Here is a 14,472-nt window from a genome sequence, read left to right on the forward strand (position 1 = left end):
CGACAGATGGGCGGCGCCATCAGGAGAGCAGATTTGTCGCAGGCCGTTCCTATCGCCGCCCGTCCCACTTATGTGCGATACAGGATCATCGCGCTGATCTTCCTGATCACCTCGATCAACTATGCCGATCGCGCAACCTTCTCCATCGCGGGCAATGCGGCCAGCGGCGAACTGGGACTGTCGCCGGTGCAGACCGGCTTCATCCTGTCCGCCTTCGCCTGGGCCTATGTGCTGGCGCAGATACCGGGCGGCGCGCTGCTCGACCGGTTCGGGACCAAGAAAATCTACGCCGGGGCGATCGCCATCTGGTCGATCTTCACCGCCATACAGGGGACGGTGGGCCTGATCATGGGCCTGCCGGTGGTGGCCAGCCTGTTCGTGTTGCGCTTTCTGGTCGGCGCGGCCGAGGCCCCGTCCTTTCCCGGCAATGCCCGACTGGTCGCCGCCTGGTTCCCCGGCGCGGAACGCGGTACGGCCTCGGCCATCTTCAACAGCGCGCAATATTTCTCGCTGGTCGCCTTCGCCCCGCTGATGGGCTGGCTGGTCCATGATTTCGGCTGGCGATCGGTCTTCTGGGTGATGGGCGCGCTGGGGCTGGTGGCCACCGCCATGTTCCTGCGCTTCATCCACAGCCCGGCCCGCCATCCTGCCATCAACGCCGCCGAACTGGCGCATATCGAGGCGGGCGGCGGCCTTATCCATATGGAGGAAGCGGGCGGCGCCGCCGGCCGCTCGCCCACCTTCACCTGGGTCAATGTGCGCCAATTGCTGGCCAACCGGATGATGCTGGGCATTTATCTCGGCCAATATTGCATCAACGTGCTGACCTATTTCTTCGTCACCTGGTTTCCCATCTATCTGGTCAAGGAACGCGGCCTCAACATCATGGAAGCGGGCTTTGCCGCTGCGGCCCCGGCGCTGTGCGGCTTTGCCGGCGGGCTGGTGGGCGGTTTCGCGTCCGACCTCATCCTGCGACGCACCGGTTCACTGGACCTGGCAAGAAAAGGTCCGCTGGTCGTCGGCATGCTGCTGGCAACGCTCATCATCGCCTGCGTGTGGGCCGATGCGGAATGGCTGGTCGTGACGCTGATGGCGATCGCCTTCTTCGGCAAGGGGATCGCCTCGCTCGGCTGGGCGGTGATGGCCGACGTAGCGCCCAAGCAATTGGCCGGCCTTTCGGGCGGGGTGTTCAACATGTTCGGCAACATGGCCGGCATCGTGACGCCGATCGTCGTGGGCTATATCGTCGCGGCGACCGGCTCGTTCGATCTGGCGCTGGTATTCGTGGGCGCCCACTGCCTGCTCACCATATTCGCCTTCACCGTGATCGTGGGGCCGATCCGCCGGCTGGAGCTGGCCTGATGCGGGTCGACTTTATGCGGGTAGACAGGCGCGCCTTTCTGGGCGGTGCAGCAGCGCTCGCCCTCCCCGCGCAGGCAAAGGCCGCAAAAGCCAGCCTGTCGTTGGACAAGCCGATGGCCGCGCCCGATTGGGCGAGGATGCAGCGCCAGTTGCTGGACGCCAATGCGGTCGCCTGCGAAACATTCTATGCCGCCTATGTCGACCGGCGCGATCGACTCAAGGTGTTCGAGCGCTGGGGCGCCAATGACGGGCCGGATGACGCGGCGGAGGCGACCAACGACTGGTATCTGCTGCATGCGCTGGGCGGCAGCGACCGGATCAGGACGCTGGCCGCCCGTTTCTGGGAGGGGCATCTGCGCCAGTTCGCCGCCGCCCGCACGACCGATGTGCCGATCGCGCGTGCCGGCATGTATTTCCGCGAATTTCCCGTGCAGATGGATTGGCAGCATAATGCGGAGGGGCTGACCAGCTTCAACCTCATGGGGCTGTCCAGCCCGCGCGATCCGGCATTGCTGGCGCGCACGCGGCGCTATGCCGATTTCTACACCGGCCGTGATTCGACGGCGCCCAATTACGACCCGGATCGCCGCATCATCCGCAGCCTGCTGAACGGCAGTCGCGGGCCGATGCTGCGCCAGGCCACACCGCTCGACTGGGCCGGGGATCCGTTCGATCCCACGCCCTTCCACATGGAACATGGCGAGACGAGCTATCAACAGACGCTCGACCATTATGCCGAATATGGCGATGTGGTCGGCGACAATCCATTGAATTTGCAGGCGACCACGCTCGGCCTGAACGCCTATGCGCTGGGCGGTGGGGAGCGGTTCCGCACATGGGCGCTCGACTATCTGGCCGCCTGGGCGGAGCGGGCAGCGAAGAATGGTGGCCTACTGCCCAGCCGGGTGCGCTCCGACGGCAAGGTGGGCGACGATTGGTGGCAGGGCGTCTATGGCTGGGGCTTTTCACCCATCGTGCCGCAGACCGGCATGCGAGAGGATCGCAATCGCGTGCCCCGATCGATCACCGCTTTCATGGGCGCGCTGCTGATGAGCGGGGACATGGCCTATATCGACTTGTGGCGACGGCAGACGGCGCGGATCAACGATGCCGCGCGCACTATCGACGGCACCCTGTCCGCGCCCACCATGCATGATGCGCAGGGCTGGTATGGGTGGAAGCCCGGCCCCTATCGGACCAACGGCTTTGAAATCTGGTATATGTCGCAGCGCGCGGACGATCGCGCGGCAGCGGGCGACGATCCGTGGATCGCCTTTCTAGAGGGGCGCAATGGCGATTATCCCGTTCAGGCGCTGACCGCCGATCTGGCGCGGGTGGCGCAGCGGGTGACGGCGCGAGAGCAGGACGATACCACGCCGCAGACGCGACTGGCGGACTGGCCGATCGGCATCAACCCGGCCAGCGTCAAAAGCTTGGTGCAGTTGATGACGGGCGGGCTGCATATCGCCCGGCCGCCCTGGTCGAAAACATCCCCGCCGCAAGGGGGCGTACCGCTCCATTGCCGCCTTCGCTATTTCGATCCGGTCGCAAGGCGCGCCGGCGTGCCGGCCGATGTAGGCGCGCTGGTCCACCGGCTGGCGGATCGGGAAACGGAGGTTACGATGGTCAATCTGGGCCGCCAGGCGCGCACCGTGACGATACAGGGCGGCGCCTATGCCGAACATCGGATCGACGGCGTGATGGTGGATGGTCGCAACATGGCCGTGGGCGGGCGCGATATCACGCTTCGACTGGAGCCGGGTTGCGGCGCGCGGTTGGTTTTGGCGATGACCCGCTATGCCAACCGGCCGACCTTGGCATTCCCCTGGGACCGATAAGTCTCTGCCCTGCCCCGGCGCGCTGCCGGGGCAATGGCGGCGAGCCGATCAGCGCTGGGCCAACTGCAGCGACGCCTTGCGGCTGATGGTCAGGCCAGCCTGTGCCCAGTCCGCCTTGGTCCGGCACTGGACGGACGGCGTGCGCGACGCGATGCGGGTTTCGCGGAAGCAATAGCGGTCGGTTTTCGCCTGATAGGTCACCTTGGCATCGCCGAAACGGCCCTGCGGCTGCGCGAAAGCGGGGGTGGCGGCTGCCGAAACGGCGACGGTGGCGACGAGGATGGCGGCGGCAAATGCGATGGTCTTCATGATGATGGTCCTTCCCTGAAATCTCTCTGGCGATCCGTTGTGGATCATGCCGGGTACATTGCAGGGGCCGTGCCAATTCGCGAAAAGCGCGGAAAATCGGGCTTTTCAAAAATTGGATCGATAATGTCGAAAAATATTATTCCACTATTTGGTAAAAAATACCGCTTTTGCGGATAAATTCCACACCAAATGAAAAGGCGGCACCCACTGGCGCCGCCTCTCTACGATTTCACCTGTACAACTCGCTGTCTCAGTCTTCGATATTTCGGCGGAACGTCTCCGGCAGGAACAGCAGCCCGACCACCACGGTCAATGCGGCAACCACCACCGGATACCACAGGCCGTAATAGATATCTCCGGTCGCCGCGACCATGGCGAAGGCCGTGGTCGGCAGGAAGCCGCCGAACCAGCCATTGCCGATATGATAGGGCAGCGACATCGACGTGTAGCGGATGCGACTGGGGAAAAGTTCGACCAGCATCGCCGCGATCGGGCCGTAGACCATCGTCACCAGCATCGCGAGCGCCCACAATATGGCGACCACCGCCACCTTGTTGATCTGCGCCGTGTCCGCCTTGGCCGGATAGCCCGCCGTGGCAAGGCCCGCCTTCAGATCGTCCTGAAACGCGGTAATGGCCGCCTTCTTGTCATCGCCCGCCAGCGTGGCGGGATCGGGCGCGGTAAAGCTGACCGCACCGATCTTCACGATGGCGGCGCTGCCAGCCGGCGCTTCGACATTGTCATAGCTGGCGCTGGCCTTGGCCAGATAGGTCTTTGCGATGTCGCAGCTCGACGTGTCGAACTTGTTCTTGCCCACGGGGTCGAACTGGAACGAACATTCCTTGCTGTTGGCGACGACGGTGATGGGGGCGGACGCCTGCGCCGCCGCCAGCGCGGGATTGGCGGCATGGGTCAGCGCGCCGAACAGCGGGAAATAGGTGATCGCCGCCAGTGCGCAGCCGCCCAATATGATCGGCTTTCGCCCGATCTTGTCCGACAACCAGCCGAAGAAGACGAAGAAGGGCGTGGCCAGCGCCAGCGCGATGGCGATCAGGATATTGGCGGTCGCGCCATCGACCTTCAGCGTCTTTTCCAGGAAGAAGAGCGCGTAGAATTGCCCCGCATACCAGACCACCGCCTGCCCCGCGACAGCACCCAGTAGCGCGATGATGACCCAGCGCAGATTGCCCCATTGGCCGAACGCCTCGGTCAGCGGCGCCTTGGACGTCTTGCCCTCATCCTTCATCTTCTGAAAGACGGGGCTTTCGTTGAGTTGCAGGCGTATCCACATCGACACGCCCAGCAGCAGAATCGAAATCAGGAAGGGCAGGCGCCAGCCCCAAGCCGCGAACGCTTCCTCACCCAACGCGAAACGGAAACCGATCACCACCAGCAGCGCCGCGAACAGGCCGAAGGTCGCGGTGGTCTGAATCCAGCTGGTATAAAGGCCGCGTTTCCCCTCAGGCGCATGTTCGGCGACATAGGTGGCAGCCCCACCATATTCGCCGCCCAGCGCCAGCCCTTGCGCCAATCGCATGATCAGCAGGATGATGGGCGCCGCCACGCCGATGCTGGCGTAGCTGGGCAACAGGCCGACGGCAAAGGTCGACAGGCCCATGATTCCCATGGTGACGAGGAAAGTGTTCTTGCGCCCGACCAGATCGCCGATCCGCCCGAACACCAGCGCGCCGAAGGGCCGTACCGCAAAGCCCGCCGCGAATGCCGCCAGCGCGAAGATGAAGCCGGTCGTCTCGTTCACGCCCGAAAAGAACTGGGCGCTGATATAGGTGGCCAGCAGCCCGTAAAGATAGAAATCATACCATTCGAACACCGTCCCCAATGAGGACGCGGCGATGACGAGTTTCTCGTTCTGCGTCGCCGCATGCTGTTTCGGCTGGCCGTCGTCATAGGTCGTCGCCATAAGCCCCTCTCCTTTCAAGTGCGATTGCCAGTCGGGTGGAATCGCGTGAACCCAAGTCAGAATGTATATTTGGCCGCCATCTCAAGCCGGTCCATCTGGCCCTTGAGGCCACTGACGACGTTCCGTTGAGCATGACGATATTCGATGCCGAGGTCGAGATGTTCGACCGGGGACCAGAAGATGTTGCCCGCCAGACTATAGGCCGCCTTGTCCGCCAGCCCCGGCACGATGAAATCCGATGGATAATAAGCGCGGTGATAGCCCGCCATGAAGGTGGAGCGCAGGCTGTCGGTCCAGCCCAGCTTCACCGCGGCATAGCCCGACAGATTGCTGACCAGCCCCAGCCGCTGCGCCCGAGCCGGATCGTCCACGACGTCGGCCACCGCGCCCAGCCCCAGATAGCGGCCGATGCCGCGACCATAGGTGGCGAGCAGGCGCACATCATGCCGCCCCTGCGGCCCGAAGGCGACGCGCGCGCCGCCGCTGACGCCCCAGCCCATGGCCGTATCGCCCTGCGCGCCGCCCTGTTCCTCACGATTCACCGAAAGCATTCGCATCAGCCCGGCGACATGCCATTCCAGCGCCTTGCTCTTATACGCCAGCTTGGCCACCAGATCGGGCATCCGGTCATTGTCACGGTCGACCAGCGCCGCAGCAGCCGGCGTCACCGTCTCCGTCTGTGGGTTTTCCGCCGCCAGATAGAGCGACAGATTGTCGCCCAATGGCTGACGATATTGCGCGATCAACTGGCGCACGAAAACGGTGCCCTCCATCGGTCCGACAAAATCGGTGGTTTCGGGCAGCAGGCTGGGACTCTGGAACGTCGTCCATTCCTGCCCCAGCAGCCAGTTGCCATAGGTGAAATAGGCACGGCGCAGCGTCGGCGTATAGGGATTGGTCGCGCGCTGCGCCCCGGCCGGGGCGGTCGCCAGCCCGAAGTCGAACTCGATATGGCTTTTGAGCGTCTTGGCGCCCACCGGCGTTTCCGTCTCGAAAGACAGTCGGCTCTGCCGGGCATGGCCGATCACGTCGTGGCTGCTGCGGCCACCGACCGGAATCTGCTGCGGCAGGTAGAATTCCTTGCCCAGCGCGCCGCCCGGCATTTCGCCATCATCATAGCGGGTCGCACTGCCCACCATCTTGACGAATCCACCGATCTTGAAGCTGGTGCCGCCAATCTGGAAGCCTTCCGCCGCTGGCTTGTTTTCCAGCGCGGCAACGCGATCGTCGGCCTTTCGGGCAATCTGCGCCGACGCCTGCCGGTCGGCCTGCTGGTCTGTGCGGGCCGCCTGCAACTCGCCCTTGAGCGCCGTCACCGCCGCTTCCAACTGGTTGAGGCGCGCTTCGAGTTCCGCCTCGCGCGGAGTCTGGGCGCGGACGGCCGGCCCGGCAAAAATGGCCGCCGTCAGAGCGCCTATCGCGGCGCTATTTCGCCAGTTTCGATAAGTCGGCCAACTTGCCGACGTCGCTAATGTCATCATGCCTCTCCGTGCCGGACGATCCCGTCTGTGCGGGGTTGGTGGCAAGTCCGGCCTGTGTCGCCATCATGCGGAGGAAGCGGGGGTGGAGAGAAGGCGGACCATGGTGCCAAAGACCCTCGACTTTGGTCGAGGATGGCGGGCGCCGGGCGCTGCGTTAGGCTGAGGCAAAGAGCTGGAGAGGTTCTCGATATATGAGCGAAGCGCTATACCCCGTTCCTGCCGCCCTGGCTGCCGACGCCCGCATCACCGCCACCACCGCCGCCGACATGCACGCGATGGCCGCGTCCGACCCCGATGCCTTCTGGCGCGAGCAGGCCCAGCGGCTGGACTGGATTACCCCTTTCACCAAGGTCAATGAAAGCAGCTTCGATGAGGCCGATTTCGGCATCAGCTGGTTTGCCGACGGACAGCTGAACGTCAGCGCCAACTGCATCGACCGCCATCTGGCCGGGCGTGGCGAACAGCCCGCGATCATCTGGGAAGGGGACGATCCTTCCGAAAGCCGCATCATCACCTACGCGCAGCTGCATGAGGAAGTCTGCCGCTTCGCCAATGTGCTCAAAAGTCAGGGCGTGCAACGCGGCGATCGCGTCACGCTCTATCTGCCGATGATTCCGGAGGCCGCCTTCGCCATGCTGGCCTGTACCCGGATCGGCGCGGTTCATTCGATCGTCTTTGCCGGCTTCTCGCCCGACAGTCTGGCCAGCCGCATCCGCGATTGCGACTCCCGCATCGTCATCACCGCCGACGAAGGGCTGCGCGGCGGGAAGAAGGTCGCGCTCAAGGCCAATGTCGATGCCGCCATCGCCCATTGTACCTCGGTAGAAAAGGTCATCGTCGTCCAGCGCACCGGCGCGAACGTACCGATGCAAGACGGCCGCGACCTGTTCTACGGCCCCGCCCGCGATGCCGCTGCCACCGACTATGCGCCCGAGGCGATGGGCGCAGAAGACCCGCTCTTCATCCTCTACACCTCCGGCTCCACCGGCACGCCCAAGGGCGTGCTGCATTCGACCGGCGGCTATCTGCTCTGGGCGTCGATGACGCATGAGCATGTGTTCGATTACCGCCCCGGCGAGGTCTATTGGTGTACCGCCGACATCGGCTGGGTCACGGGCCACAGCTATGTCGTCTATGGCCCGCTGGCCAATGGCGCGACCAGCTTGATGTTCGAAGGCGTCCCCAACTATCCCGACCATAGCCGCTTCTGGCAGATATGCGACAAGTGGCAGGTGTCGATCTTCTACACCGCGCCCACGGCGCTGCGCGCGCTGATGCGCGAAGGCGACGCCTATGTGCAGGCCGCCAGCCGCACGTCGCTGCGCATATTGGGCAGCGTGGGCGAACCGATCAATCCCGAAGCCTGGGAATGGTATCACCGCATCGTGGGCGAAGGGCGTTGCCCGATCGTAGACACATGGTGGCAGACGGAAACCGGCGGGATATTGATCGCCCCCCTGCCCGGCGCCACCGACCTGAAACCCGGCTCCGCCACAAAGCCGCTGTTCGGCGTTCATCCCCTGCTGGTCGATGCGGAGGGCAAGGCGCTGGACGGCGCGACCGAGGGCAATTTGTGCATCGCCAAAAGCTGGCCGGGGCAGATGCGCACCGTCTATGGCGACCATGAGCGCTTCTTCCAGACCTATTTCACGACCTATCCCGGCCGCTATTTCACCGGCGACGGCGCCCGCCGCGACGAGGATGGCTATTATTGGATCACCGGGCGCGTGGACGACGTCATCAACGTGTCCGGGCACCGCATGGGCACGGCGGAAATCGAAAGTGCGCTGGTCGCCCATGCCAAGGTCGCCGAAGCCGCCGTCGTCGGCATGCCCCATGCGATCAAGGGTCAGGGCATCTATGCCTATGTGACGCTGAACGCGAACGAAGAGCCGTCGGACGCGTTGCGCAAGCTGCTCGTCGCCTGGGTGCGCAACGAAATCGGGCCGATCGCGACGCCCGACATCATCCAGTTCGCGCCCGGCCTGCCCAAGACCCGGTCGGGCAAGATCATGCGCCGCATCCTGCGCAAGATCGCGGAGGGCGAAACCGGCGCATTGGGCGATATTTCGACGCTAGCTGATCCGTCGGTGGTCGAAAGACTGATCGCCGACAGCCAGTTGGCGCACGCCTGACAGACCGTTTGAGCAACGGAAAATAACCATAAAGGGCTTGCCCCCTGTCGGGGCAAGTCCCTATCCCGGACCGGTGAAAGACCGGCCGTATCGGCCCCGGAGAGGAAAGCGACGCTGACGACGACGCCTGCGACATTGGGCACCATATTGGTGGCGGACGATCATCCGCTGTTTCGTCAGGCGCTGGTCATGGCGGTGGAGGCGGTCGCCCCGCAGGCGCGTGTCGCAGAAGCATCGACCCTCGATCGCGCCGTGGAGATCGCCAACGCGACCAGCGATCTTCTCCTCATCCTGCTGGACCTCAAAATGCCCGGATCGGCTGGCTTTTCGGGCGTCGCCCTGCTCCATGCCGAGCGCCCCTCCGTCCCCATCCTCGTCATTTCCAGTGCGGAGGCGCAGGTCGCTTCCCCCGAAGCCCGCCGCTATGGCGCGGTCGGCTTCATCGGCAAGGATCAGGATCTGTCCGTGATCGAACAGGCGATCGCCGCTGCGCTGGAGGGCAACAGCCCTGCCCCGGTGGCCGTGCCCGCCGGCGATATCGATGATATGGCGCATAAGGTCGCATCGCTCACACCCACGCAGTTGCGCGTTCTGCTGGGCGTGCTGGATGGTCAGTTGAACAAGCAGATCGCCTATGAATTGGGCGTGGCGGAATCGACCATCAAGTCGCACATGACGACTGTGCTGGCGAAGCTGGGCGTACAGAACCGCACGCAGGCAGCACTGGCCGCGCGCGCGCTCGGGCTGGGCGCGGATCGGTGACAACTTGAACCTATATGGTTCATTTTCAGCGATCAACGATCCATATTGACTATCCATTGCTCCAATATCGGGCCGCTTAGCGGCTTGGCCAATATCGCGACATTTCGCTTCTTCGTCCGCTCCAGCATCGACACGCCACGTTCCGCCGTCACCAATGCCACAGGCAGGCCGGGCCAACGTGCATGCAACGCGTCGATCAAGTCGATGCCGTCCCGCTCAGCCCCCAGCGCGAAATCGACCAAAGCCCCGTCGAACGGCCCGTCGGCAGCCAGCGCTTCCCTTTCGCTCGCCGCCACGACGCAGTCATTGCCCAACGCCTCCAGCACCGCCCGCATCGCCGCGCGGTTGGCGCCGTCATCATCGACCACCAGCAGCCGCAAGCCGGGCGCCGCCAATGCGAGGCTACCCGCATGCGTAGCCTCGCCCGGATCGGCGGGCACACAGGGCAGGTTGATGGCAAAGCAACTTCCCCGCCCCTGCTGCGACCATACATCCACCTTCGCGCCGATCAGCGCGGCGGAGCGTTCCACGATCGCCAGCCCCAGGCCGATACCATTTTCGCTCCCCTGCCCGAGCCGTTCAAATTCTCGGAAAATGATATCCAGCTTATCGGGGGCGATGCCGATGCCGCTGTCGCGCACCTCGATCCGCAGTCCCTGTCCGCGCCGCCGGGCTGCCACGATGATCCCGCCGCGCTCGGTATAACGGATCGCATTGGACAGGAAATTCTGAACGATCGACCGTAACAGCGACCGGTCCGTCTCGACCCAGCCATCCCCTGCCCCGACGCGCAGCGACAACCCCTTCTCCGCTGCCAACGGCGCCAGGCTCTCGGTCAGATCGACCAGCATCGCCCTCGCCGCAAAACGGCTCGGCTGCGGTGTCACCCCGCCGGCATCCAGCCGGGATATGTCGAGCAGCGCGCCGAGCAGATCATTGGCCCCCTCGATCGAGCGGTCCAGCCGCGCCAGCATCGCCCGCTCCGGCTCCTCCAGCCGCCTGCGTAGCGCAGCAGAAAAGAGCATGGCCGCGTGGAGCGGTTGCAACAGATCATGGCTGGCCGCCGCCAGGAAGCGCGTCTTGTCCGCCATCGCCGCGGCCAGCTTCGCATTGACCTGCGACAATTCCGCCGTGCGTTGCGCCACCGCCTGCTCCAGGTCGCGCCGGGCGGTTTCGGTCGCGGCGCGCGCCTGCGCCTCGATCGTGATGTCGGTAAAGCTCATCACATAACCGCCATCGGGCATCGCCCCGCCCACCGTCTTGATAACACGTCCGTCGGGCCGATAGCGTTCGAAACTATGCGGCTTGCGGCTGCGCATATGGCCCAGGCGCCGGGCGACATGGTCGTCCACTTCGCCAGGGCCACAATCGCCACGCTCGGCATTGAAGCGGATCAAATCGGCGATCGGCACGCCCACCCGGACCAGACCGGGCGGATAGCGGAACAGGTCGAGATAGCGGCTGTTCCAGGCGATCAGCCGCAGGTCGCGGTCGATCACGCTGACGCCGACATCGATATTCTCCAACGTCGCTGCCAACAGCCCCTGGGAGAAATGGAGCGACTGGCCCGACGCATCCAGCATCTGCGCGACCTCGGCAAAGCCCATGCCCTGCCCGGAAATGGCAGACGCCATGATCGCGCGCGCGGAGGATGCGCCCACCACGCTGCCGATCAGCCGTTCGGCCGTGCGGGCGCTGCCCTGGTCGATCGGCCGGTCCGAAGGCTCTTCCGCGCCGAAGGCCTCTGCCGCGGCATCTACGCCGACGAAGCGGGTGACCAGATCGCCCAGCGCCGCCATCGTACCGATCGGGGCGATCCCGCGCTGACGCACCAGTCCGGCCGTGCCGACCACGCGGACCGACACCAGCAGGGTTGCGAGCATATTGCCGCCCAGGCTGGCGATCGTGCCCAGCGTCACCACATTGCCGTCCGTCCAGCGCGCGATCCAATCGGGCAGCAGATCTACCGAAGGCAGGAATAGCGCCAGCATCCAGATGGCAAAGCCGGTGAGCAGCCCCGCCCCGCCCGCGACCGGATCATTATGCGGCCGATATACCGCGCAGATCAGTGCCGGCGCGCATTGGGCAATGGCGACGAAGGCGATCAGGCCGACCGAGGCCAGCCCGGTCGTCAGCGGCGTAGCCATCGCATAGACGGTGGCCGCCGCGATCAGGCCGATGATGGCGATGCGCCGCACCCACAGCAGCCGTTCGCCCATATGGCTGCCGGCATCGGATCGACGCAGCAATATGGGTGCAAACAGATCGTTGGAGATCATGCTGGAGATGGCGACGATTTCCGTCACCACCATCGCCATCGCCGCCGACAAGCCACCGAAAAAGACGAGTAGCGCCAGCGCATCGAAGCCGAAATGCTGTGGCAGGCTGAGGACGAACAGGTCGGGCGCCGCTCCCTCCCCCAACAGGGCCAGCCCTGCAGCCGCGATTGGCGGCACCGCCAGCACGGTCACCAGCAGATAGGCGATGAAGCCCCATCGTGCGCGCATGATGTCATCCGGCCCACGCGCTTCCATGACGCTGACGAAGAAATGACGCGGCAAGCAAAGGATGGTCAGCATCGACAGGAGCGTGGTGACCAGGAAGTCGCCACCCAGCCTCGCCGGTGCGAAGGCGCTGCGGAAAGCCGCCACCCCCTCCGCGATCTGCGCCGTGGGCATGGTCCAGAGCAGCCAGCCGGCCAGCCCCGCCACGGGCAGCAACGCCGCAAGCTTCAGCACGGATTCGCCGGCCACCGCGAACAGGATCGCTTCATTCTGGCCGGCTACCTGATAACGGCGCGCGCCGAACAGCAGGGCGAACAGCGCCAGCGCGGCCGATGCGCCGATCAACGGCATCGTGCTTTCGGGCGTGCGCGACACCAGCGCGAAGCTGAAGGCGACCGACCGCAGTTGCAACGCGACATAGGGGATGGTGCCGAACAGCAGGATGATCGTCACCAGCGCGGCCATCACCCGGCTCTTGCCGAAGCGGGAGCCGATAAAGTCGGATATGGAGGTCGCGCCGTCGCGATGTACCTCGACATGCAGGCGGCGCAGGAAGCCCCCGCCCAGCGCCATCAGCAGCGCTGGCCCCAGATAGATGGGCAGATAGTCCCACCCGCCCGTCGCAGCGCTGCCGACCGCACCGAAATAGGTCCAGCTGGTACAGTAGACCGCGAGGGCCAGCCCATAGGCATGAATGCGCCAGCGTGAGCCGCTGAGCCGTGTGCGATAGCGATGGACAAAAGCTGCGCCGCCGAACAACAGCGCGGCATAGAGGATGGCCAGGAGGATGGTGATGGACATGGCCTAGGCATAATCGCCTCTGTGACCCTCGCCAATCCGCACGAAAGAGGGAGGGATTGGCGGTCGTTGAAATTCGCTGTACAAGATGACTATCTAAAACGCATTTATCGTTGAATATCAGTGATGATATTATTGATAAATAGCGATATTTCTCAGGACTTGAATTGTTCGATCTCAACGAAAATCCGTCGGATATCGAACGTGGTATGAATGATAACACGTTGCTGGTCGCCTATGCCGACGCCCAATCCCTGCTTGCGCGTATCGAGGAACGGCAAAGGCTCAGCCCGGTACGTCGTCCCTGGGGGATACGACGCTTCATCACCGAACGCCAGTCCCTTGCATGGATCGATGCCACCGCGATCGACGCGGACGCCTTTACGGTCGACGGGCGCGGGCATGTAAGCGGGGCGGATTTCGACCTCACCCATTGGCGCAGAGCGATCGGGGCGCCTGTGACACTGGATATGATAAGAAGCGACAGCGCAGGCTTGCTCGACTGGCTGGGGGTGGAGGATGCCACCGTTGCAGCTACGCCTTGGGCGGCCCCTGCCCTGCCGCTGTCCGACATCCGGATACGGGTGGAAGCGTGGCAGAAGGCCGTGGCAACGCTGCCCCCCTCCCCGCCCCTGCTCTATGGTGCACGTCTCGCCCAATCCTGGTGGTCGCGTACGCCGATCGGTCGCGGTGATGCAGTTGCCAGTTTTCTGATCGGTGACCGTTTCGGACCGGGCCGGTTCGATGTTTCGTCAGGCGGACTCGTGGCCCTGGGTTTCCAGTTGAACGGCACGGCTTGGAAAATTGCCGATCCTGATCGGTACGATCGGCTATGGCTGCGAGCGATTGCGGATGGCGCGCGGCACCTGCTCGATCAGGAACTGCGACTGCGCAGCTATGCCCATCGCACCGCCGCGCACATTGCCAACCGTCGTCGTCCGGGCCGACTGAAAGAAGTCGTGATGCTGGCCATGGCGCATCCTCATATCGGCAGCCGGCTCGTTGCCGATCGACTTGACATCACCTCTGCCGGCGCGATCAAATTGCTGACCATCGCGACCGAAGCCGGGCTGCTTGTGGAGCGCTCTGGCCAAGCCAGCTACCGCACCTACAGCATCCCGGTAAGCAACCTGCCGTCTACATCGAGCATCTCAGATCCGCTTACCGATCCCCAAATGCATGATTTTTGGTCGGAGGCATGAAAAAATCGGCCTCGCCAGAAGCTCGCTGAGCGCCTTTTCGAGGCTCAGATAGGCCGTATGATCTGGAAGGCCCTTCGGTGTCCTACGGGCCCCTCAGGCCGCCTCATGGCATTTCCCACTTTTGTTCTATTCCGCACGTCGGATTCAGTTCGCGACCGCC

The 14,472-nt window shown here is 64.2% G+C and carries 9 protein-coding genes; 5 read left to right on the forward strand and 4 right to left on the reverse strand.

Annotated features, from left to right (window positions below; genetic code table 11):
- Positions 1–33: 33 nt before the first annotated feature.
- Together F4U94_RS14380 and F4U94_RS14385 are read left to right on the forward strand one after the other, a co-directional pair.
- On the forward strand, positions 34–1,362 hold the full coding sequence (locus F4U94_RS14380) for an MFS transporter (RefSeq protein ID WP_232016396.1): 1,329 nt from the start codon (positions 34–36) through the stop codon (positions 1,360–1,362).
- The gene (locus F4U94_RS14385) at positions 1,362–3,200 is read left to right on the forward strand and encodes a DUF8034 domain-containing protein (RefSeq protein ID WP_232016394.1); all 1,839 of its coding nucleotides are present in this window, start codon (positions 1,362–1,364) and stop codon (positions 3,198–3,200) included. The genes F4U94_RS14380 and F4U94_RS14385 overlap by 1 nt, the downstream gene beginning before the upstream one ends.
- Before the next feature lie 48 nt (positions 3,201–3,248).
- On the opposite strand, the gene F4U94_RS14390 is transcribed toward F4U94_RS14385, so the two are convergent.
- The 3 genes from F4U94_RS14390 to F4U94_RS14400 all read right to left on the reverse strand — a co-directional run bounded on the left by F4U94_RS14390 (position 3,249) and on the right by F4U94_RS14400 (position 6,911).
- Positions 3,249–3,509 (reverse strand): hypothetical protein, encoded by a 261-nt coding sequence (locus F4U94_RS14390; protein ID WP_120252332.1) that lies wholly within the window; start codon positions 3,507–3,509, stop codon positions 3,249–3,251.
- A 250-nt stretch (positions 3,510–3,759) separates the two neighbouring features.
- Positions 3,760–5,430, reverse strand: a complete 1,671-nt coding sequence (locus tag F4U94_RS14395) for an MFS transporter (protein ID WP_120252331.1) — start codon at positions 5,428–5,430, stop codon at positions 3,760–3,762.
- Between the two features lie 56 nt (positions 5,431–5,486).
- Complete coding sequence (locus F4U94_RS14400; protein ID WP_232016392.1) at positions 5,487–6,911, reverse strand: DcaP family trimeric outer membrane transporter; 1,425 nt, start codon at positions 6,909–6,911, stop codon at positions 5,487–5,489.
- A 191-nt stretch (positions 6,912–7,102) separates the two neighbouring features.
- Here F4U94_RS14400 and acs point away from each other — a divergent pair, with 191 nt between their 5' ends.
- Complete coding sequence (gene acs / locus F4U94_RS14405) at positions 7,103–9,046, forward strand: acetate--CoA ligase (RefSeq protein ID WP_120252330.1); 1,944 nt, start codon at positions 7,103–7,105, stop codon at positions 9,044–9,046.
- A 135-nt stretch (positions 9,047–9,181) separates the two neighbouring features.
- On the forward strand, positions 9,182–9,808 hold the full coding sequence (locus F4U94_RS14410) for a response regulator transcription factor (RefSeq protein ID WP_120252329.1): 627 nt from the start codon (positions 9,182–9,184) through the stop codon (positions 9,806–9,808).
- A 32-nt stretch (positions 9,809–9,840) separates the two neighbouring features.
- Here F4U94_RS14410 and F4U94_RS14415 read toward each other — a convergent pair whose 3' ends face one another.
- Entirely contained in the window at positions 9,841–13,113 is a 3,273-nt protein-coding gene (locus F4U94_RS14415) for a hybrid sensor histidine kinase/response regulator (RefSeq protein ID WP_120252328.1), read from the reverse strand.
- Between the two features lie 164 nt (positions 13,114–13,277).
- Here F4U94_RS14415 and F4U94_RS14420 point away from each other — a divergent pair, with 164 nt between their 5' ends.
- Complete coding sequence (locus F4U94_RS14420) at positions 13,278–14,312, forward strand: hypothetical protein (RefSeq protein WP_249042051.1); 1,035 nt, start codon at positions 13,278–13,280, stop codon at positions 14,310–14,312.
- Positions 14,313–14,472 lie beyond the last annotated feature (160 nt).

The sequence above is a fragment of the Sphingobium limneticum genome, assembly GCF_008710155.1.
In the GTDB taxonomy this organism is placed as follows: Bacteria; Pseudomonadota; Alphaproteobacteria; order Sphingomonadales; family Sphingomonadaceae; genus Sphingobium; species Sphingobium limneticum.